General features: G+C 61.5%; 22 protein-coding genes. 11 read left to right on the top strand and 11 right to left on the bottom strand.

Annotation, left to right across the window (positions count from 1 at the left end):
• Nucleotides 1-129: 129 nt before the first annotated feature.
• Complete coding sequence (locus EJ075_RS27135) at nt 130-759, top strand: MarC family protein (protein ID WP_029352879.1); 630 nt, start codon at nt 130-132, stop codon at nt 757-759.
• Complete coding sequence (locus EJ075_RS27130; RefSeq protein ID WP_245458026.1) at nt 756-1,154, top strand: DUF4440 domain-containing protein; 399 nt, start codon at nt 756-758, stop codon at nt 1,152-1,154. Before EJ075_RS27135 ends, EJ075_RS27130 begins: the two co-directional genes overlap by 4 nt.
• A gap of 53 nt (nt 1,155-1,207) precedes the next feature.
• Here the strand turns inward: EJ075_RS27130 and EJ075_RS27125 are convergent, their stop codons facing one another.
• Both EJ075_RS27125 and ssb read right to left on the bottom strand, forming a co-directional pair.
• Complete coding sequence (locus EJ075_RS27125; protein ID WP_126106449.1) at nt 1,208-1,633, bottom strand: OsmC family protein; 426 nt, start codon at nt 1,631-1,633, stop codon at nt 1,208-1,210.
• Nucleotides 1,634-1,759: 126 nt separating this feature from the next.
• Nucleotides 1,760-2,281: a single-stranded DNA-binding protein gene (gene ssb / locus EJ075_RS27120; protein ID WP_126106448.1), complete on the bottom strand. Its 522-nt coding sequence runs from the start codon at nt 2,279-2,281 to the stop codon at nt 1,760-1,762.
• Between the two features lie 236 nt (nt 2,282-2,517).
• Between ssb and EJ075_RS27115 the strand changes: the two genes are divergently transcribed.
• From EJ075_RS27115 to EJ075_RS27080, 8 genes are all read left to right on the top strand, one after another.
• Nucleotides 2,518-2,832: a metalloregulator ArsR/SmtB family transcription factor gene (locus EJ075_RS27115; protein ID WP_126106447.1), complete on the top strand. Its 315-nt coding sequence runs from the start codon at nt 2,518-2,520 to the stop codon at nt 2,830-2,832.
• Nucleotides 2,829-3,326 (top strand): SRPBCC domain-containing protein, encoded by a 498-nt coding sequence (locus tag EJ075_RS27110; protein WP_126106446.1) that lies wholly within the window; start codon nt 2,829-2,831, stop codon nt 3,324-3,326. The genes EJ075_RS27115 and EJ075_RS27110 overlap by 4 nt, the downstream gene beginning before the upstream one ends.
• A 21-nt stretch (nt 3,327-3,347) precedes the next feature.
• Nucleotides 3,348-3,953 (top strand): ATP-dependent Clp protease proteolytic subunit, encoded by a 606-nt coding sequence (locus EJ075_RS27105; protein WP_126106445.1) that lies wholly within the window; start codon nt 3,348-3,350, stop codon nt 3,951-3,953.
• Nucleotides 3,954-4,053: 100 nt separating this feature from the next.
• Entirely contained in the window at nt 4,054-4,344 is a 291-nt protein-coding gene (locus EJ075_RS27100; protein ID WP_126106444.1) for a hypothetical protein, read from the top strand.
• A gap of 826 nt (nt 4,345-5,170) precedes the next feature.
• The gene (gene uvrA / locus EJ075_RS27095) at nt 5,171-8,092 is read left to right on the top strand and encodes an excinuclease ABC subunit UvrA (protein WP_126106443.1); all 2,922 of its coding nucleotides are present in this window, start codon (nt 5,171-5,173) and stop codon (nt 8,090-8,092) included.
• 37 nt (nt 8,093-8,129) lie between these two features.
• Nucleotides 8,130-8,600: a GNAT family N-acetyltransferase gene (locus EJ075_RS27090; RefSeq protein ID WP_126106442.1), complete on the top strand. Its 471-nt coding sequence runs from the start codon at nt 8,130-8,132 to the stop codon at nt 8,598-8,600.
• Nucleotides 8,601-8,626: 26 nt separating this feature from the next.
• Nucleotides 8,627-9,433: a DUF72 domain-containing protein gene (locus EJ075_RS27085; RefSeq protein WP_126106441.1), complete on the top strand. Its 807-nt coding sequence runs from the start codon at nt 8,627-8,629 to the stop codon at nt 9,431-9,433.
• Nucleotides 9,434-9,529: 96 nt separating this feature from the next.
• Nucleotides 9,530-10,681 carry a GGDEF domain-containing protein gene (locus EJ075_RS27080; RefSeq protein ID WP_126106440.1) on the top strand — a complete coding sequence of 384 codons (1,152 nt, stop codon included), beginning with the start codon at nt 9,530-9,532 and terminating at the stop codon, nt 10,679-10,681.
• A 38-nt stretch (nt 10,682-10,719) separates the two neighbouring features.
• Here the strand turns inward: EJ075_RS27080 and EJ075_RS27075 are convergent, their stop codons facing one another.
• The 6 genes from EJ075_RS27075 to urtA all read right to left on the bottom strand — a co-directional run bounded on the left by EJ075_RS27075 (nt 10,720) and on the right by urtA (nt 17,177).
• Nucleotides 10,720-10,896: a hypothetical protein gene (locus tag EJ075_RS27075; protein ID WP_095485313.1), complete on the bottom strand. Its 177-nt coding sequence runs from the start codon at nt 10,894-10,896 to the stop codon at nt 10,720-10,722.
• Between the two features lie 483 nt (nt 10,897-11,379).
• A complete protein-coding gene (gene urtE, locus EJ075_RS27070; RefSeq protein WP_095485572.1) occupies nt 11,380-12,075 on the bottom strand; it encodes an urea ABC transporter ATP-binding subunit UrtE in 696 nt (231 codons plus the stop codon).
• A 70-nt stretch (nt 12,076-12,145) separates the two neighbouring features.
• Complete coding sequence (gene urtD / locus EJ075_RS27065; protein ID WP_126106439.1) at nt 12,146-12,892, bottom strand: urea ABC transporter ATP-binding protein UrtD; 747 nt, start codon at nt 12,890-12,892, stop codon at nt 12,146-12,148.
• Between the two features lie 3 nt (nt 12,893-12,895).
• The gene (gene urtC / locus EJ075_RS27060) at nt 12,896-14,128 is read right to left on the bottom strand and encodes an urea ABC transporter permease subunit UrtC (RefSeq protein ID WP_126106438.1); all 1,233 of its coding nucleotides are present in this window, start codon (nt 14,126-14,128) and stop codon (nt 12,896-12,898) included.
• Nucleotides 14,125-15,741: an urea ABC transporter permease subunit UrtB gene (gene urtB / locus EJ075_RS27055; RefSeq protein WP_095485317.1), complete on the bottom strand. Its 1,617-nt coding sequence runs from the start codon at nt 15,739-15,741 to the stop codon at nt 14,125-14,127. The genes urtC and urtB overlap by 4 nt, the downstream gene beginning before the upstream one ends.
• A gap of 125 nt (nt 15,742-15,866) precedes the next feature.
• The gene (gene urtA, locus EJ075_RS27050) at nt 15,867-17,177 is read right to left on the bottom strand and encodes an urea ABC transporter substrate-binding protein (protein WP_095485318.1); all 1,311 of its coding nucleotides are present in this window, start codon (nt 17,175-17,177) and stop codon (nt 15,867-15,869) included.
• A gap of 301 nt (nt 17,178-17,478) precedes the next feature.
• Here urtA and EJ075_RS27045 point away from each other — a divergent pair, with 301 nt between their 5' ends.
• Nucleotides 17,479-17,874 (top strand): hypothetical protein, encoded by a 396-nt coding sequence (locus tag EJ075_RS27045; protein WP_095485573.1) that lies wholly within the window; start codon nt 17,479-17,481, stop codon nt 17,872-17,874.
• Nucleotides 17,875-17,942: 68 nt separating this feature from the next.
• Here the strand turns inward: EJ075_RS27045 and EJ075_RS27040 are convergent, their stop codons facing one another.
• The 3 genes from EJ075_RS27040 to EJ075_RS27030 form a co-directional block, all read right to left on the bottom strand.
• A complete protein-coding gene (locus EJ075_RS27040) occupies nt 17,943-19,514 on the bottom strand; it encodes a GMC family oxidoreductase (RefSeq protein WP_126106437.1) in 1,572 nt (523 codons plus the stop codon).
• Between the two features lie 45 nt (nt 19,515-19,559).
• Complete coding sequence (locus EJ075_RS27035; protein ID WP_126106436.1) at nt 19,560-20,090, bottom strand: twin-arginine translocation signal domain-containing protein; 531 nt, start codon at nt 20,088-20,090, stop codon at nt 19,560-19,562.
• Between the two features lie 79 nt (nt 20,091-20,169).
• Nucleotides 20,170-20,565, bottom strand: a complete 396-nt coding sequence (locus EJ075_RS27030) for a VOC family protein (RefSeq protein ID WP_126106435.1) — start codon at nt 20,563-20,565, stop codon at nt 20,170-20,172.
• Between the last annotated feature and the right edge of the window lie 248 nt (nt 20,566-20,813).

The raw sequence follows: 20,813 nt of genomic DNA, 5'->3' as shown, positions 1-20,813 counted from the left end.
GGTTGCCGAATTCCCGCGGCTCAAACGGTTTCCACTGACCCTGCTTTGCTCTACCAATGCCAAGATTGGGCAATGCCAATATTGGGGCAATGCCAGTATTCGGGCACGGCCCGGCGGGGAGGGTCAGAGATGCCGAGCTTCGACAGCCTGTTCAACGCCTTCGTCACCATTCTCGTGACCATCGACCCGCCTGGCCTGGCACCACTCTTCCTCGCGGTGACCCGCGGCATGAACCGCGAGGAGCGCAACCAGGTTTCCGTGCGCGCCTCGATCATCGGCTTCCTGGTGATGGCGCTGTTCGCAATCGCTGGCGCATCGATCCTGTCGGTGTTCGGCATCACGCTGCCGGCTTTCCGCGTCGCTGGCGGCTTTCTGCTGTTTTTCATCGCCTTCGAAATGGTGTTCGAGCGCAGGCAGGACCGCAAGGAGAAGATCGGCGATGTCGCCATCACCAAGGACATGATCCACAACATCGCCGCCTTCCCGCTGGCGATCCCGCTGATCGCCGGTCCGGGCGCGATTTCGGCGACCGTCCTGTTGTCCGGCTCATTTCCAGGTTTTGGCGCGCAGGCAGCCCTTGTCGGCATCATCGCGATCTGCCTTGTCATCACCTATCTGGTTTTCGTGCTGGCCGAGCGCATCGACCGTATCCTCGGCCAGACCGGCCGCTCCATCCTGACGCGGCTGCTAGGCGTCATCCTGGCGGCGCTTGCCGTGCAGTTCGTCGCCGACGGCATCAAGGCGCTGATGGCAGCATGATGTCAGATCCGGTAACCGATCCCAAGATTGTCGAGCTGGAGCTCGCCTTATTGCGAGCGCCGACCCGCTATGACCCGGATTTTCTTGAAACCGTGCTCGACGACGGCATGATCGAGTTCGGAAAATCCGGCAATGAATATGACAAGAGATCGATTCTGGCAGCGCTTCCTGCGTCGAAAGCCGAACCGGCACCGGATGATGAGCTGGAAATGACCGACGTCAGAACAGTTCAATTGGCGCCTGAGGTGGTGCTTTTGACTTACCGGCTAAGGCCCAAGAAAGAAAAAGCTATTCCATCACTGCGCAGTTCCATATGGAAACGCACCGATGGGCACTGGCGATTGGTATTCCATCAGGGAACCCGAGCCGCGTCCGAAGAAACAAACGGTCCCTGAACGCGGGATTTGTCATACGGGCTTCGTCGTCCAGCTCGCGGGGGCGACGCTATCTATTTCGCCGTCGTATCAATAACTTCGAAGTCGTGGGTGATCTCGGCGGTCTTGGCTACCATCGCCGAAGCCGAGCAGTATTTTTCGATCGAAAGGTTGATCGCCCGCCTCACCTTGTCGGGTGAGAGTGCCCGGCCCTCGACGACGAAATGCATATGGATGCGCGTGAAGACCCTGGGATCGGCCTCCGCCCGGTCGGCGTCGAGTTCGACCACGCAGTCTTCGACCGCCTCGCGCCCCTTTTCGAGGATGTGGACCACATCATAGGCCGAGCAGCCGCCGGTGCCGAGCAGAACCAGTTCCATCGGGCTCGGCCCCGGCGTCTTGCCGTCCGGTCCGAACGCGGTCCCCAGCACCACCTTGTGACCGCTGCCGGACTCGCCGACGAAAGTGCGGTCCTCGACCCATTTGACCCGTGCTTTCACCTGATAAGTCCTTTCACCGCGCACTACTCAAACGCACAACGTCCCGAAAACCCAGGAGAGATTGCGGGACGCCAAAGCGTGGCCTCAAGTAGCTAGCGTTGTGGCAGAGCCGTTCGCTCCGAGGGATCAGAACGGGATTTCGTCGTCCAGTTCGCGCGACGAACCGCCGCCACCACCCTTGTTGCCGCCACCGCCGCCGCGATTGAAACTCTCGCCCGGGCCGGACTGCCCGAAATCGGAGCCGCGGCTGCTGCCGCCACCGGCGTAGCTACCGACCTGACCGCCCTCGCCCTGCCCGCGTGCGTCGAGCATCTGCAGCTCGCCGCGGAATTTCTGCAGCACGATTTCGGTGGTGTAGCGGTCATTACCAGTCTGGTCCTGCCATTTGCGCGTCTGCAACTGGCCCTCGACATAAACCTTCGCACCCTTCTTCAGATACTGCTCGGCGACCTTGGCGAGCTGGTCGTTGAAGATGACGACGTTGTGCCACTCGGTCTTTTCCTTGCGCTCGCCGGACGTCTTGTCGCGCCAGCTTTCCGACGTGGCGATGCGGATGTTGACGACCGGCTCACCCGAATTCAAACGGCGGATTTCCGGGTCCGCCCCGAGATTGCCCACCAGAATGACCTTGTTGACGCTACCCGCCATGATACTTCTCCGCGCTCATCCGAAACAAAATTTCTGTCGCTCACCTTATAGGCTGCGGACAATCGCCGCCTGCCACGGCTGCCTTTTCCCACAAGGTTTTTGTTCTCTTTTCGTTCTAGTCTCATCGACCCCCAGTGTCAAGGAATGTCAGCAATCGATGGGGTTCGCCGCACCATTTCATATGGGCGTGAAAAGATCGCTTGCCAAATCGATAAGTGTAGACTTATGCTTCCATCATGATCGAAGCAGAGATTTTTCGAGCGCTTTCCGACCCGACGCGCCGTGCTGTCTACGAACGGCTCTCCGCAGGCGAGATGACGGTGTCGGAACTGCGCGGCGGCATGACCGTGTCGCAACCGGCCGTGTCGCAGCATCTCGCGGTGCTGCGCGGCGCCGGTCTGGTGGTCGAGCGGCGAGCCGGCCGCAACGCCTATTATCGCGCCGATCCGCAAGGGCTTGACCCACTGCTCGGCTGGATCGAGCGCTACCGTGCTTTCTGGCCCGAGCGTATCGAACGGCTCAAGGCGGTTTTGAAGGATATGGATCAATGACGGCAAAACAGCATTCGGACGCGACGGACTCGATCGAGTTCGAGTGCGAGCTTCCAGATCCGCCGGAAAAAGTGTGGCGGGCGCTGACGGTGCCGGACCTGCTCGCGGCCTGGATGATGCCGAACGACATCAAGCCCGAGATCGGCAGCCGCTTTGCCTTTGCCAAGCCGGACGCACCGATCGAGTGCGAAGTCCTCGACGCCGAGCCTGAACGCCTGCTGCGCTACTCCTGGCGGGAGCGGCCGGAGCCTGGCAATGCAGCGGATCCGCTCGCCAGCCCGCTGGATAGCCCAATGGATAGCATTGTCACCTTCACGCTCGACCGCACCGTGTCAGGCGGCACGCATCTGCGCATCGTCCACGATGGATTTGCGCGAGTAGCTACGCCTGCGGTTGCGATGGTGGGCGGCGGTTGCCGGCTTTCGCTCAACGCACACAGCACCAAACAGACAATTGCCGCAAACACGCCTCGCCTGTTCCTGCGCGCGGCCTGAGCCACACAACGGAGAAAAGCGATGAGCGGTTTTGCCAATTTGGTGCCAATGGTGATCGAGCAGTCGAGCCGCGGCGAACGCGCCTTCGACATTTTTTCGCGGCTGCTGCGAGAGCGCATCGTCTTCATCAACGGCCCGATCGACGACAATGTGTCGGCACTGGTCTGTGCTCAGCTCCTGTCGCTGGAATCCGACAATCCCGACAAGGAGATATCCCTCTACATCAATTCGCCGGGCGGCGTGGTGACCAGCGGCTTCGCCATCTACGACACGATGCAGTATATCCGCAGCCCGGTATCCACCGTCTGCATGGGTTTTGCCGCCTCGATGGCCTCGTTCCTGCTGATGGCGGGCACGCCGGGACGGCGCATCGCGCTGCCCAACACCAGCATCGTGCTGCACCAGCCGCTGGGTGGCTTTCAGGGTCAGGCTTCCGATATCCAGCGTCACGCCGAAGGCATCCTGCGCACCAAGAAGCGCATGGCCGAACTCTATGCGCATCACTGCGGCCGCACTTACGAGGAGGTCGAACGCACGCTCGACCGCGATTATTTCATGACCGCCGCGGAGGCAAAGACATGGGGCCTTGTCGATCATGTTTTCGATACGCGCAAACAGGCGGCGTGAAGGGGTAGCCGAACACCATGTGAGACAACAGCCAAGCCGTTCGGCAAGTTTGATCGCCACCGGTCTGGCTTCAGGCCCTGGGCGGCGATATGGTCGTTCGATGTCCGATAATGATTCCCGCACCCGCTTGAACCGGCTGATCATCGGCATCGCTGCCGCGGTGATGACCTCCAGCACGGCGTTCGCCGAAGACAATTCAACGCCTTCGCACAAAACCACGCTGCCCGGCGTGGCCGACGACTACCGCATCGCCAAACCGGCTCCCGAGCCCGACTATGCCGTGCCCGGCAGCGGCAACGGCCAGTTCAAGATCGGCGATACCGATGTCAGGATTTCCGGCAGCTTAACCTTCGATGTCGGCGCCGGCTCGATCAAGCCCTCCCGGCGATAGGCCATCTGCCTTCATCGCTGCCACAAGGCAGCCCGTGCGCCTGCGGTCATCTGAAACGAATAGCCCCGCCGTTGCTTCAGCAAAACGGTCGGGGCTTTCTTGGATTTAAAATCCAACTTGCCGGGAATATACTGCCGGCGTTCGATTTCGGATGCTTCGCGGTGTTCAGCCGCTGATCCGACTAGTGGTCTCTGATTTTTATAAGGATCGACAGGTCACGGTTTGTCGGGCGGCGCAAACGCCTGGCCCTGGCACTTATGCCTGCCGCGGCTCCACCGACACGTGGAGCCTCAAGGGACTGTCCGGTGGAGTCATTCCTTCTGCTCTCCTCTTCTGTCCATTGCGACCAGTGTCGTCCGAAGCACATATCGCAAAAGCCTGCGACGTCTAGCAGGCCACCTTGGGGTGGCGAGGCCATCGAAAGACGGCCGGCTTCGGTGACGTTTGGAGTCTGACTCTCTGAGGCTGAGACGTCAACAGTTGGATAGCCGATTACAAAAAATGTGATCGCTTATACGGCAAATCGGAAATCCGCTGCAGTTTTGAGCAGCGCGGCATCGGCCGTGCTGCGTTCGTGAGCTAGCAAACGCGTGGAACTTTAAATTCATCATGATACGGCGGTTTGTGAAGCTGGTTTCATGGGCGCTTTTGTCAGGAGCGTGTTCGGTCTTTGTTCTTTCCGCTTGCTCGCCTGCGCGAAAGACGGTTAAAGGCTTTGGTCGAGAGTTGTGGCGTCTCTCGAAAAGGTGACGAAATTACCTACATAGGGGATGGCCGGGACAACCCGCCATCCCATGAGATTCCAGATCTGAGGCGGCGACCGGCGATGGCCGACCATAAATATCTTTCCATTCGCGGGGCGCGCGAACACAATCTGAAGAATGTCGATCTCGACCTGCCGCGTGACAGCCTGATCGTCATGACCGGCCTGTCGGGGTCCGGCAAGTCGTCGCTCGCCTTCGACACCATCTATGCCGAGGGCCAGCGCCGCTACGTCGAGAGCCTGTCAGCCTATGCCAGGCAATTCCTCGAAATGATGCAGAAGCCGGATGTCGACCAGATCGACGGCCTGTCGCCGGCCATCTCAATCGAGCAGAAGACCACGTCGAAGAACCCGCGCTCGACTGTCGGCACCGTCACCGAGATCTACGACTATATGCGGCTGCTGTTCGCGCGCGTCGGCATCCCCTATTCACCGACCACCGGCCTGCCGATCGAGAGCCAGACGGTGTCGCAGATGGTCGACCGCGTGCTGGCGGTCGAGGAAGGCACGCGCCTGTTCATCCTGGCGCCGATGGTGCGCGGCCGCAAAGGCGAGTACCGCAAGGAACTGCTGGAGCTGCAGAAGAAGGGCTTCCAGCGCGTCAAGGTCGACGGCGTGTTCTACGAAATTGCCGACGTGCCGGCGCTGGACAAGAAGTACAAACATGACCTCGACGTCGTCGTCGATCGCATCGTCGTGCGCGGCGACCTGGCGACGCGGCTTGCGGATTCCATTGAAACCGCGCTGAAGCTCGCCGACGGGCTGGCGGTCGCCGAATTCGCCGACCGGCCGCTCGATGCCAGCCAGACCGGCGAGGATTCGGTCAACAAGTCGAAGAACGAGACGCATGAGCGCATCCTGTTCTCGGAAAAATTCGCTTGCCCGGTATCCGGCTTCACCATTCCCGAGATCGAGCCGAGGCTGTTCTCCTTCAACAACCCGTTCGGAGCCTGCCCGACCTGCGACGGCCTCGGCAGCCAGCGTGCGATCGACGCCAGCCTGATCGTGCCCGACGACAATCTGTCCCTGCGCGCCGGTGCCGTCAGCCCGTGGGCGAAATCGACCTCGCCCTATTACGTGCAGACGCTCGAGGCGCTGGGCAAGGCCTATGGCTTCAAGCTCGGCGACAAGTTCAGGGATCTGACCGAAGAGGCAAAGCAAGCCATCCTGCATGGCACCGGCGAGCGCGAGGTCACCTTCCAGTATGATGACGGCCTGCGCTCCTACAAGACGACCAAGACCTTCGAAGGTGTCATTCCCAATCTGGAGCGGCGCTGGAAGGAAACCGAATCCGCCTGGATGCGCGAGGAGATCGAGCGCTTCATGTCGGCCACGCCTTGCCCGGCCTGTCGCGGCTACCGGCTGAAGCCGGAATCGCTTGCGGTGAAGATCGCCGGAAAGCACATCGGCGAGATCACCGAGCTGTCGATCCGCAAGGCCGACCATTGGTTCACCGAGCTACCCGCCTCGCTCAGCGACAAGCAGAACGAGATCGCGGTGCGCGTGCTCAAGGAGATCCGCGAGCGGCTGCGCTTCCTCAACGATGTCGGGCTCGACTATCTGACACTGTCGCGCAATTCCGGCACGCTGTCGGGCGGCGAGAGCCAGCGCATTCGGCTGGCCTCGCAGATCGGCTCCGGCCTTACCGGCGTGCTCTACGTGCTGGACGAGCCGTCAATCGGCCTCCATCAGCGCGACAATGCGCGCCTGCTCGATACGTTGAAGCATCTGCGCGACATCGGCAACACGGTGATCGTCGTCGAGCATGACGAGGACGCCATCCTGCATGCCGACTATGTCGTCGATATCGGCCCGGCCGCCGGCATCCATGGCGGCCACATCATCGCGCAGGGAACACCGCAGCAGATCATGGCAAGCCCGGCCTCGATCACCGGCAAATATTTGTCCGGCGAGCTCGAAGTCGCGACGCCGGCCGTGCGGCGCGAGGCCAAGAAGAGCCGGCGCCTGAAGATTGTCGGCGCGCGCGGCAACAATCTGAAGAACGTCACCGCCGAAATCCCGCTCGGCACCTTCACCGCCGTCACTGGCGTCTCCGGCGGCGGCAAATCGACCTTCCTGATCGAGACCCTGTTCAAGGCGGCGTCTCGCCGCATCATGGGCTCGCGCGAGCATCCGGCCGAGCACGACCGCATCGAGGGCCTCGAATTCCTCGACAAGGTCATCGATATCGACCAATCGCCGATCGGACGGACGCCGCGCTCCAACCCTGCCACCTACACCGGCGCCTTCACGCCGATCCGCGACTGGTTCGCCGGCCTGCCGGAGTCCAAGGCGCGTGGCTATCAGCCCGGCCGCTTCTCGTTCAACGTCAAGGGCGGCCGCTGCGAGGCCTGCCAGGGCGACGGCGTCATCAAGATCGAGATGCATTTCCTGCCGGATGTCTATGTCACCTGCGACGTCTGCCATGGCAAGCGCTATAACAGAGAGACGCTCGACGTCTTATTCAAGGGCAAGTCGATTGCCGACGTGCTCGACATGACGGTCGAGGAGGGCGTCGATTTCTTCGCCGCCGTGCCGGGAGTGCGCGACAAGCTGGAGACGCTAAAACAGGTCGGCCTCGGCTACATCCATGTCGGCCAACAGGCGACGACCCTGTCAGGCGGCGAGGCGCAGCGCATCAAGCTCGCCAAGGAACTGTCGCGCAAGGCGACCGGAAAGACGCTCTACATCCTCGACGAGCCGACCACCGGCCTGCATTTCCACGACGTCGCCAAGCTGCTCGAAGTGCTGCACGAGCTGGTCGACCAGGGCAACACCGTGGTCGTCATCGAGCACAATCTCGAGGTGATCAAGACCGCCGACTGGGTGCTCGATCTCGGCCCCGAAGGCGGCGACGGCGGTGGCGAGCTGGTGGCATCCGGCACGCCGGAGGACATCGTCCGCGAGAAGCGCAGCTACACCGGCCAGTTCCTGCGGGAATTGCTGGAACGGCGCCCCGGAGGCAAGCGCGAGGCGGCGGAGTGAATGAGGACTGGCTGGCGGCGTTTGGAAGAACCTTCAAATGAAGATCAGAAGAGCGCTTGCCGGTGATCTTGATGCTGTCGTTGAACTGAACACCGCTGCCTACGCGCCCTACACTGCGTTGCTGGGCGCGCCGCCGATCCCGGTGACAGAGGACTATGCGCCGCGGATCCTGCGCGATGAGGCCTGGCTGCTGGAAAGCGACGGCGAGCCGGCCGGACTGATTGTCCTCGAACGCCACCCAGATCACACGATGATCTTCTCCGTCGCCGTCTGCCCTGCCTTTCAGGGCAAGGGCTTTGGCATCGCGCTGCTCAACTTCGCGGACGAGCAGACACGGGCGTGGAGGTTGCCCGAGGTGCGGCTCTATACCAACGCTAAGATGGAGCGGAACATCGCGCTCTACAAAGAGTATGGCTTTCACGAAACGGGTCGTCGGCCCAATCCATACCGGCCAGGATGGACGATCGTCGACATGGCGAAGACTGTCGAGACGATCGCTACGGCCTGATCCATTTCAAACTCGGGAGGACGACAATGACCCAATCAGGAAAAATCCGCGCCGGCATGGGCGGCTGGACCTTCGAGCCGTGGGACACGTCCTTCTATCCGGACAAGCTGTCCAAGGCGAAGCAGCTGCACTACGCAACCCGGCAGGTGCCGAGCATCGAGGTCAACGGCACCTATTATTCGAGCTTCAAGGAGCCGACCTTCGTCAAATGGGCTGGTGAGGCGCCGGATGGCTTCGTCTATTCACTGAAAGGCAACCGCTTCGTCACCAACCGCCGTGTGCTCGGCGAGGCCGGCGAGTCCATGATGCGCTTCCTGGGGTCGGGCGTCGCCGCGCTCGGCGACAAGCTCGGCCCGATCCTGTGGCAGTTCGCGCCAACCAAAAAATTCGACCCGGACGATTTCGAAGCCTTCCTCAAGCTTTTGCCTGAAAAGCAGGACGGCGTGGCCCTGCGCCATGCGGTGGAGGTGCGCAACGACAGCTTCGTCGTGCCGGAATTCGCCGCCCTGGCGCGCAAATACAAGGTCGCGATCGTCTACGCCGACCACGCCAAATATCCTGGGATCGCCGATGTCACCGGCGATTTCATCTATGCCCGGTTGCAGACCGGCAGCGACGACAATCCCGACTGCTACACGCCAAAGGCGCTCGACCAATGGGCGGCGCGCGCAAAAACCTGGGCGGGAGGCAAGGTGCCGGCCGACCTGCCTCGGGCCGATCCGTCGACCGACGGACCGGTAAAGCCGCGCGATGTGTTCGTCTACTTCATCACCGAGGGCAAGGTCCGTGCGCCGTTCGGCGCCATGGCGCTGATGAAGCGCGTCACAGGCTGACGGCCTGGAATTGTGACATCTTCACCACCATCGTAACCTTATCGATACCTCCTTGCTGCATGAATCCGCGGAGCTAGGGCAGCCGCGGGTTAGGGCATGTCACTTGACTACCACTCACTTCTGCTGGCTGTCGGTTTTTCCGCCGCCTGCCTGAGCCTGACATTGTTCGGCATCTGGCTGACAGCACGAACCGAAAAGTTTCTGCTGACATGGGCGATCAGCGCTTTGTTGGTCGTCGGCGATGTTTTTATCTACCAGGATTATATCGAGACGCCGGGACGCATACTCGGCATTGCGACGTTCGCGCTGTTCCTTGTAGGGTTCTCGACCATGCTGGGTGCCGCCTACCAGTTCAGGTCAGGCCGATCGCCGATCCCGCTGACGGTTCTCGGCAGCTGCATCACGCTTGCCCTGGCGCTGCCGCCGATGGCGCTCGGATATGACGGGCTGGGCTTCATGTTCGAAAATCTCCTTGCCGCCTTGCTTCTGTTTGCAACGGCCTATCAGTACTGGATCGGGCGCGCTGAGGCTCCTGTCCCGATCATCGGCCTCACCGCGCTCTACTCGGCCACCGGCGTTTCCTTTGTGCTGTGTGCCGTGACTCTTGCGTGGGATGGGAAGCTTCTCCTCGGACATGCGCCGAGCAACTGGGCCGAGGATCTGAGCCTCGTCATCGTCATCGCCAGCATGACCGGCATCGGTGCCCTTTCGCTGGCGCTCAACCAGGGCCGTCTGGCCCGACATCACCGTTTGGATGCGCTGACCGATCCGCTGACCGGCCTGCTCAATCGCCGCGCCCTGTTCGATCTCAATGGCAGCGCCCCAATTGGGGCCTTCACGGCGGTGGTCGTGTTCGACCTCGACGGCTTCAAGGCCATCAACGACGAATTCGGCCACGCCACGGGCGATCAGGTGCTGAAAGTGTTCGCCGAGGAACTCGTCGAAAACCTTCGCCCGACCGATGTCGCCGCGCGCATGGGCGGAGAGGAATTCGCGTTGGTTCTGAAGCGCACCCTGCCCGAAACGGTGGAATTCACCGCCGAGCGTATACGCACCGCCTTCGCCGCGCGTGTCATCGAGACCGAAACCCGTCACCTGACATGCACGGTCAGCGCCGGATACGCTTTCGGCAGCAAGGACGGCATGAGCTTCGACAAAGTGCTCAGCGCCGCCGACAAGGCGCTCTATGCTGCCAAGCGCGGCGGTCGCAACCGCGTCGAGGCTTCGACATTCCGACGCGCGAGCTAGCCGCTTGGCGGCGCGGGCAGCCGCCCCTCCGCCAGCTCTTATGCCGCCATGACGACCTCGTTGTAGGCATCGAGATCGACGTAGAAGACCTTGGTGATCTCGGCAATCAGCTCGTCGTGGTCATATCCCTGCGATTTCAGAATGTTGATGGCGGTCATGATGTCAACGCGCTCGGTGAGCCGTCGTTTTTGGTAGTCCTCGACATAACGTTCCATCGGCTGTCCGGGGCCAAGTGCCCCAAAAGCGTTGAACAACGATCAGATCACAGGAAGGAGGCGGCCTGCATGGAACATGCCGGCTGAGCCTGCGCCTCACCCTTGATCTGTCAACGAGACTGATACGGAAGCGGCCGACTCAACAAGGCCAAGTAAAGATTAGCATGCAATCTTCGGCGCGCTAGAGTTGCAAACGATGTGATTGAAGAAAATCTAGTAGACCTTCGTGATTTCGTCATCCTTGGGCGCAGCGACGCGAAGCGGAGCGAAGACCCGGGGATCCATGCCGTGACTTCTGAGCGTCGCCACGGTACAGAATCCAGGATGGTGTACGCCGGAAAACGGCTTCTGTTCTTGACCGCTGCATTCTTTGACTGACGGCACGGCATGGATCCTGGGGTCTGCGCCGCGTCGCTTCGCTCCTTGCTTCGCCCCAGGATGACGAAGGAGGGATGGTTCGGCTAACCCTAGAGGTTTGCGACCCTACACCGTAAGGAACTTGCGGACGTCTGCCCGGTCGAGATCCTCGGCCGGGCCGGTGTGGACGATCAGGCCGCGGTCCATGATGTTGACCTCGTCGGCCAGTTCCCGGCAGAAATCGAGATACTGTTCGACCAGCAGCACAGCGATGCCTGCCTGGTCGCGCAGATAGCGGATGGCGCGGCCGATATCCTTGATGATCGACGGCTGGATGCCTTCGGTCGGCTCGTCGAGCACCAGCAGCTTCGGCCGCATCACCAGCGCCCTGCCAATGGCAAGCTGCTGCTGCTGGCCGCCGGAAAGATCACCGCCCCGGCGGCCGAGCATCTGCTTCAGCACCGGGAACAATTCGAAGATGTGGCCGGGAATGTTGCGATCGGCGCGCTTCAACGGCGCAAAGCCCGATTCGAGGTTTTCCCGCACGGTGAGCAGCGGGAAGATCTCCCTGCCCTGCGGCACAAATGCGATGCCCGACCGGGCGCGATCATACGCCGCGCTCCGGTCGAGCGCCTTCCCCTCGAAGGCAACACTTCCGCTCGTCAGCCGGTGGTGGCCGACGATCGATCTCATCAAACTGGTTTTGCCGACGCCGTTGCGGCCGAGCACGCAGGTGATCTTGCCCGCGCCGGCCTTCAGCGAGACGCCGCGCAGTGCCTGGGCGGCGCCATAGTGGAGCGTGGCGTTGGAGACTTCGAGCATGGTCAGCGCCTTCTCCAACGCCTGAAGAACGAAAGGTCGAAATGATGGAACGGAACGCGCCAGACCATGATCATCTCCCCAGATAGACTTCGACGACCCGCTCGTCGGCCGAAACGAAATCGAGCGAACCTTCGGACAAGACCGAGCCTTCGTGCAGGCAAGTGACCTTGACGCCGAGCTCGCGCACGAAATGCATGTCGTGCTCGACGACGATGACCGAATGGTCGCGCGCAATATCCTTGAGCAGCCGCGCGGTCTCCTCGGTCTCGGCGTCGGTCATGCCGGCGACCGGCTCGTCGACCAGCAGCAGCTTCGGATCCTGCGCCAGCAGCATGCCGATCTCGAGCCATTGCTTCTGTCCGTGGCTGAGATTGGCGGCGATTTCGTCGCGCTTGTCGCCGAGCCGGATGATGCCGAGGATGTCGTCGATCTGCCGCACTTCCGCGGCCGAGCGGCGATGGAACAGTGCCGGGAAGATCGAGCGTGGGCCTTTCAGCGCCAGCATCAGATTCTCCTCGATCGTGTGGCTTTCGAAGACGGTCGGCTTCTGGAATTTCCTGCCGATGCCCATCATGGCGATCTCGGCCTCGTCATGTTTCGTCAGGTCGACCTGCCCGTCGAAGTAAACCTCGCCCGCGTCTGGCCGCGTCTTGCCGGTGACAATGTCCATCATCGTGGTCTTGCCGGCGCCGTTGGGACCGATGATCGCGCGCATCTCGCCCTTGTCGAGCACCAGCGACAGATTGTTGATGGCGCGAAAGCCGTCGAAGGAAACCGAGACGCCGTCGAGATAGAGGATGGTGTTGCTCTTCGACATCGCTCACTCCGCCGGCTGCGGGTCGGGGCTGGATGCGGACCAGTCGCCGGGCGTTCTCGCGGCACCGCGAACGACCTTCGGTGGCGCCGGGATATCGGGGTCGGTGCCGGCTTCCTCGGCGATCGAGGCCGCGCGCAGCGCCTTGGCATTGCCACGCCAGGAATCCCACATGCCGATAATGCCCTTGGGCAGGAATAGCGTGACGGCAACAAACAGTCCGCCCAGCGCAAACAGCCAGAATTCGGGCAGCACGCCGGTGAACCAGGATTTGCCGGCATTGACCACGAGCGCGCCGATGATCGGCCCGACGATGGTGCCGCGCCCGCCGACGGCCGCCCACACTACGACCTCGATCGAATTGGACGGTTCGAACTCACCCGGATTGATGATGCCGACCTGCGGCACGTAAAGCGCGCCGGCAATGCCGGCCATGACAGCCGACACTGTGAAGGCGAACAGTTTGACGTTCTCCGCCCGCCAGCCGAGGAAGCGCGTGCGGCTCTCGGCGTCACGCACCGCCATCAGCAGCTTGCCGTATTTGGAACCGACGATGGCCCAGGTGACGTAGACGGCTAGCGCGAGCGTGACAGCGCTGGCCGCGAACAATGTCGAGCGTGTCGCATCGGCCTGCACGTTGAAGCCCAGAATATCCTTGAAATCGGTCAGGCCATTATTGCCGCCGAAACCCATGTCGTTGCGGAAAAACGCAAGCAGCAGCGCATAGGTCATCGCCTGGGTGATGATCGACAGATAGACGCCGGTGACACGGCTGCGGAAGGCGAACCAGCCGAAGACGAAGGCGAGCAGGCCGGGCACCGCAAGCACCATGATCGCGGCAAACCAGAAATGGTCGAAACCGTACCAGAACCATGGCAATTCCTTGTAGTTCAGGAACACCATGAAATCCGGCAGCAGCGGATTGCCGTAGACGCCGCGCGAGCCGATCTGGCGCATCAGATACATGCCCATCGCATAGCCGCCGAGCGCGAAGAAGGCGCCGTGGCCGAGCGAGAGGATGCCGCAATAGCCCCAGACGAGATCGAGCGCCAAGGCGAGCAGCGCATAGCAGAGATATTTCCCGGTAAGCGCGACGATATAGGACGGCACGTAGAACGCACTTGTCGGCGAGACCGCAAGATTGAGCAGCGGCACGACGATGGCGACCGCCAAAAGGATGAAGATCGTGATGGCGATACGGCGGTCGGCGCCGGCAGCGAAGAAGCGTCCCGTGATCATGCTTCCACCGATCTGCCCTTCAACGCGAACAGGCCGCGCGGGCGTTTCTGGATGAACAGGATGATGAGGACCAGGACGACGATCTTGCCGAGGACTGCACCGGCATAGGGTTCGAGGAACTTGTTGACGATGCCGAGCGAGAAGGCGCCGACCAGCGTGCCCCAGAGATTGCCGACGCCGCCGAAAACGACGACCATGAAGCTGTCGATGATGTAGCCGCGGCCGAGATTGGGCGAGACATTGTCGATCTGGCTGAGCGCGACGCCGGCAATGCCAGCTATGCCGGACCCCAATGCAAAGGTCAGCGCGTCGACCCATGGCGTTCTGATGCCCATCGACGCGGCCATGCGGCGGTTGGCGGTGACGGCGCGCATCTGCAGGCCCCAGGGCGTGCGCTTCATCACATAGAGCAGCACCGCGAACACGCCGAGCGAGAATACCAGTATCCAGAGCCGGTTCCAGGTCACTGCAAGCTGGCCGATATCGAACGAACCGGACATCCATGACGGATTGCCGACTTCCTGGTTCGTCGGCCCGAAGATGGTGCGCACGGCCTGCTGCAGGATCAGCGAGACGCCCCATGTCGCCAGCAGCGTCTCCAGCGGGCGGCCGTAGAGGAAACGGATGACGCCGCGTTCGATGACGAGGCCGACGAGCGCCGCGACGAGGAAGGCGAGCGGCAGTGCGATGGCCAGCGACCAGTCGAACAGGCCGGGAAAGGAATTGCGGATCACTTCCTGCACGACAAAGGTCGTGTAGGCGCCGAGCATCACCATTTCGCCATGCGCCATGTTGATGACACCCATGACGCCGAAGGTGATGGCAAGGCCAATCGCTGCCAGCAGCAGCACCGACCCCAGCGAAATGCCGTACCAGATGTTCTGGCCAGCATCCCACAGCGCCAGCGTCGAATTGATGTTGGCGATCGCCGCCGTCGCCGCGTCCTTGACCGCGCCCTCGGAATTGGCCTCGACGGAGGTGAGCAGGGACAGCGCGTCGCGGTCGCCGCGCGCGCCGATCAGGGCGATCGCCGCCAGCTTGTCGGCCTCCGGCCTGTCCGACACCAGAACAGATGCGGCGCGGGCCTGTTCGAGCAGCGCTTTGACGCTTGCCACGGTTTCGCTGGCGATTGCGGCATCGAGTGGCTCGATATTTGTGGCATCGGGCGTCTTGAACATGGTGTCAGCGGCAGCGATGCGCGCAGCCGGGTCTTTCGCGCCGAGCGTCAGCGTGCCCAAAGCATCGCGGACGGCGCGGCGCAGCGTATTGTTGACCTTGATCTTGGTGATCTCGCCCTTGGCCGCATCGCCGGACTTTTCACCGCTCAGCGGGTCGAGCAGCTCAACGCTACCGCCACCTTCCTTACCGATGAAAACCTGCGAATCGGTCTTGCGGACGTAAAGATCGCCCTCCGCAAGCGCGCCAAGCGGGCGCTCGACGGCGGTATCACCGGTGGCCGCGAGCTCGCGCACGACAGCTTCGATCGCCGAAAAATTCGAGGCAGTGGCGAATTTGGCGATGATGGCACGCAGATCCGCTTCGGCAGCATTCGACGGCGACAGCATCCCCAAGAGGAGCAGCAGCGTCAGCCCAATTGCGCGGATGAAGGTCATCGGTTTCTGGAGGCTCTCGAAGGGTTGAAATTCGCGTCCGGGCGGACTCGAGGAGAGGAGGAGCTCGCCCGGACGCTTCGCGGTCTAGGTCGTGGAGAAATCCACGACCGTCAGACCCGGGAGGATCAGTTGGTTCCCTTGCCGCCGCACTTGCCGGTAGCGACATTGAAGTTGCCGCAGGACAGAGGCGCGCGCCAATCGGAGATCAGGTCCTTGGAATCAGGCAGGTAGTCGGACCACTCGTCGCCCATCACCAGGCCGGGCGTCTGCGAGACGGTCTCGAACTGGCCGTCGGCCTGGATTTCGCCGATCAGCACCGGCTTGGTGATGTGGTGGTTCGGCATCATGGTCGAATAACCACCGGTCAGGTTCGGCACCGAGACGCCGACCACGGCGTCGATGACCTTGTCCGGATCGGTGGTGCCGGCCTTCTCGACCGCCTTCACCCACATGTTGAAGCCGACATAATGGGCTTCCATCGGGTCGTTGGTGGTGCGCTTGTCGTTCTTGATGAACTTGTGCCAGTCGGCAATGAACTTCGCATTCTCCGGCGTGTCGATGCTCTGGAAGTAGTTCCAGGCGGCGAGATGGCCGACGAGCGGCGTGGTGTCGAGACCGGCAAGCTCTTCCTCGCCGACCGAGAAGGCCATGACCGGGATATCCTCGGCCTTGATGCCCTGGTTGCCGAGTTCCTTGTAGAACGGCACGTTGGCGTCGCCATTGACGGTCGAGACGACGGCGGTCTTCTTGCCGGCCGAGCCGAACTTCTTGATCGCCGAGACCTCCGTCTGCCAATCGGAGAAGCCGAACGGCGTGTAGTTGACCATGATGTCTTCGGCGGCGACGCCCTTGGCCTTCAGATAGGCTTCGAGGATCTTGTTGGTGGTGCGCGGATAGACGTAGTCGGTGCCTTCAAGCACCCAGCGCTTCACCGAACCGCCATCCTCGCTCATCAGATAGTCGACGGCCGGAATGGCCTGCTGGTTCGGCGCCGCACCGGTGTAGAACACGTTGCGCTCACTCTCCTCGCCCTCATACTGGACGGGATAGAACAGGATGTTGTCGAGTTCGCTGAACACCGGCAGCACCGACTTGCGCGACACTGACGTCCAGCAACCGAACACCGCCGCGACCTTGTCCTTGGAGATCAGCTCGCGCGCCTTTTCGGCGAACAGCGGCCAGTTGGAAGCCGGATCGACGACGACCGCTTCGAGTTTCTTGCCAAGCAGGCCGCCCTTTGCATTCTGCTCTTCGATGAGCATCAGCATGGCGTCCTTCAGCGTCGTCTCCGAAATCGCCATGGTCCCCGACAGCGAATGGAGAATGCCCACCTTGATCGTGTCGTCAGCCGCTCTGGCGGGGACGCTCATCAGCAGGCCGGCCGTGACCACGCCTGCCGAAAACATTTTTGTTATTGTCGAGAAACTGCCCCTCATATTTCAAACTCCCAAGCTGGTTGATCGCATCGCAAACAGAACATGCAACGGCTGTGCCAACCGCAGGAGCAAAATTGAGTGGGCTGAGATTTCCTAGCTCTATCAGCCGGTTAATATATTAGCCGCTAAAGATGAGCGCCGCCGCCCGTGTTCCGCTTGAGAGAAAATGACCCGCCGCCGCCTAAATTTTGCTCACATGCCAACTAATGCACTTTTTTTGAGCAACGACACATCGACGATCGCGAACCGTTGCAGCGCTGCAGGAAAATGGGGCAAGCTCGATCTTCAAAAGAGCGACGTCATGGCCCCCAGGATTTCTCGTATTTTCAGCATAGTTCTCCTGGCTGCGGCCACCGGCGGCGCACACGCCGACTTCACCGACGGCAAATTGCCCGACGGCACCTATCACTGCGAAGTCTATCTGCTTGGAATGTTCCTCAGCCTTGGCGATATCACCATCAAAGGAAACGTCTATAGCGGCCCGGTGACCTTCGGGACCGCTCCGCAGGCTTACAATTATCAGATGAATGCAAACGGCGAGATCACCTGGCTGGGCCCGTTGGGCGGCTACACGACCGGCGGCAACTCGATCTCGCTTACGCAAGCCACCCTGGACGGCCAAACCAGCCCATCCTTCGACATCATCATGAAGCAGCCTGACGGCGCCTTCACCGCCTCGACCTGCACGAAACGTTGAACAGCCGACAAAAAGAGGCGCGGAACCGTGCGAGGCTCCGCGCCAGCAGGCAGCCGGGAGGGCGACGGCTAGATGCTCTTAGCCGACATCTGTTCAGCGATATAATCGGCCTGACGGATCGCCAGCGACACGATCGTCAAAGTTGGATTTTCGGCGCCGCCGGTGGTGAACTGGCTGCCGTCCGACACGAACAGGTTCTTGATGTCGTGTGCCTGGCCGTGCTTGTTGACGACGCCGTCGGCCGCCTTCTCGCTCATCCGGTTGGTGCCGAGATTGTGGGTCGAAGGATAGGGCGGCGTCGGGAAAGTCCGCGTCGCGCCCACCGCCGCGTACAGCGCCGAGCCCTGCTTGTAGGCGTGGTTGCGCATCGCGGTGTCATTGGCATGGTCGTCGAAATGGACATCCGCCACCGGCATGCCGTGCTCGTCCTTGATATCGGCATGCAGCGTGATGCGGTTTTCCTCGCGTGGCATGTCTTCGCCGACGATCCACATGCCGGCCATATGGTCGTAATGATCGAGCGCCGTGGTGAAGGAACGTCCCCAGCCGCCGGGGTCAAGGAAGGCGGCCATGAACGGCAGGCCGAGCGACAGCGTCTCTAGCTCGTAGCCGCCGACGAAGCCGCGCGAGGGATCGTTGCGGGCCTCGTCGCGAATGATACCGGCCATGGTGGTGCCGCGATACATATGCACCGGCTTGTCGAAGATGCCGTAGACCGAGCCCGTGGTGTGGCGCATGTAGTTCTTGCCGACCTGTCCCGACGAATTGGCAAGGCCGTCGGGAAACTGGCTCGATGCCGAATTGAGCAGCAGCCGTGGGCTCTCGATCGAATTTCCGGCGACGGCGACGATGCGGGCCTTCTGTTCCTGGAGTTTGCCGTCTTTGTCGGCATAGACGACGCCGGTCACCTTGCCTGACGCATCGTGGTTGATCTTGATAGCCATGGCATTCGGCCTGACCTCGAGATGACCGGTCGCCTCGCCCTTCGGGATTTCGGTATACAGTGTCGACCACTTGGCGCCCCATTTGCAGCCCTGGAAGCAGAAGCCAGTCTGCTGGCAAGCATTGCGGTCGTCGCGCGGCTCGGAGTTGATCGCCATCCGGCCGGTGTGGCACTCCTTGTAGCCGAGCTTGTCGGCGCCGGCCTTCATCACCTTGAAGTTGTTGTTGCCGGGAAGGCCTGGGATGTTGTTGGTGAGTGTCACGCCGAGCTTGTCTTCGGCCTTTGCGTAGTAGGGTTCAAGATCGGCAAGCGTGATCGGCCAGTCGAGCAGGTTGGCGCCATCCAGCTTTCCGTAGGTCGAGAGCGTCTTGAATTCGTGCTCCTGTAAGCGCAGCGAGGCGCCTGCCCAGTGCGTGGTCGAACCGCCGACCGACTTGACGATCCAGGCCGGCAAGTTTGGAAAATCCTTCGCCACCCGCCAGTCGCCCGAGGTCGTGCGCTTGTCCGTCCAGGCGAGCTGGGCGAATGAATCCCACTCGTCGTTGATGAAATCCTCGTATTCGTGGCGGCCGCCCGCCTCCAGGATGACGACATCGATGCCCTTCTGGGCAAGCTCGTTGCCGAGCGTGCCGCCGCCGGCGCCCGAGCCGATGATGACGACCACGCCATCGTTCTTGAGATCAAATGGTGCTGCCATGGTTTCCTCCCATGATGTCTGTTGTGTGCGGTTGCGACGAGAGGCTCAGAGCCACTCGATATCGTCGAACCCGCGCGCCATGTAGCCGCCCTTGGAGTAGGACTCGCCTTCGTAGCCAAAAATCGGCCAGACCTCCTTCTGGTTGTAGAGGCCGACGACAAGTCCGCCGCGGACCGCCTGGAAGAACGGCGTGTCCTCGATCTCTCTCAGCACCGCGACGCGCTGCTCCTCCCAGCCGAGACCGGTGTAGCCGTCCTTGCCAGACTTCAGGTCGAGATCGGCGATGCCCTTTTCGATGAGATCCTTGTGGGCCGGGTCTTTGCCTGCCTGCTCATCGTGGGCCTTGACGGCGATTGCGTAATATTTGTCAGGCACCTGGTCGTGCGGATAGATGTCGCGCGCCATCTGGATCAGGGTAGCCATGGTTTCGGGCTTGAGCGCAGATGTTTGGAGACCCCAGGCATGTTGCGGGCTGATGACGGCACTGCCTGCAATGACCAGCAATGCGCCGACGCCCCCGCGTTTCAGAAGTTCGCGGCGCGACAGCCCGGGCTTGCTTTCGTAAATCGTGACCATTTCTTCCTCCCTTGCTTGCTATTTGCACCGTAAAGGTGCCGTGGCTGGCGCCGCGCTGGCCGGCGCGACCTGATGTCTCCTATTTAAACCGGCCCTGACGCTGCAGGACCTCGATCTTGTAGCCGTCGGGATCCTCGATGAAGAAAAAGCGCGCGAGCAGCGCTCCATCGCGATTGAACTCGACGATCTTTTTCGGGTTCAGACCAAGCGCGCCAAGCCGGTCGTGTTCGCCGTCCAGATCGGCGACCGAAACCGCGATATGGCCGTAGCCGTCGCCGAGCGAATAGGGCTCCTGCCGGCCCTTGTTGACGGTGAGCTCGACTTCGAATTCCGCCTCGGCATTGCTCAAATAAACGAGCGTGAAGGTTTCGAAATCAAGTCGTTCGGCGACATCAAGCCCAAAGGCTTTCCGGTAGAAGTCGACGGACCGGGCCTCGTCCAGAACCCGGATCATGGTGTGAATCGTCTTCGCCAAATGACACTCCGTCGCAGCAGCGCCTTATGCGCGTCGGGGTGATTATGCGCGGGTTACTGCAAAGGTGGTGGCAGCCGATTACCACGCGCTAATCTAACGACCGCGTGGCATACTGCTTAAGGACGAAAGTCCGATTGCTGTTTTCCGCTTTCCAGCTGAAGATAATTGGCCACGATAGGCACTGCTCAAAGGCGCGAATCACTGCTGATTGCGCCCAAAAATCAACAAGAATGGCCAAAGCCAACAAG

The sequence above is a fragment of the Mesorhizobium sp. M6A.T.Cr.TU.016.01.1.1 genome, from assembly GCF_003952585.1.
GTDB classification, from domain to species: domain Bacteria; phylum Pseudomonadota; class Alphaproteobacteria; order Rhizobiales; family Rhizobiaceae; genus Mesorhizobium; species Mesorhizobium mediterraneum.
The sequence above is the reverse complement of the archived record's forward strand: the minus strand, read 5'-3'. Positions and strand labels throughout refer to the sequence as shown.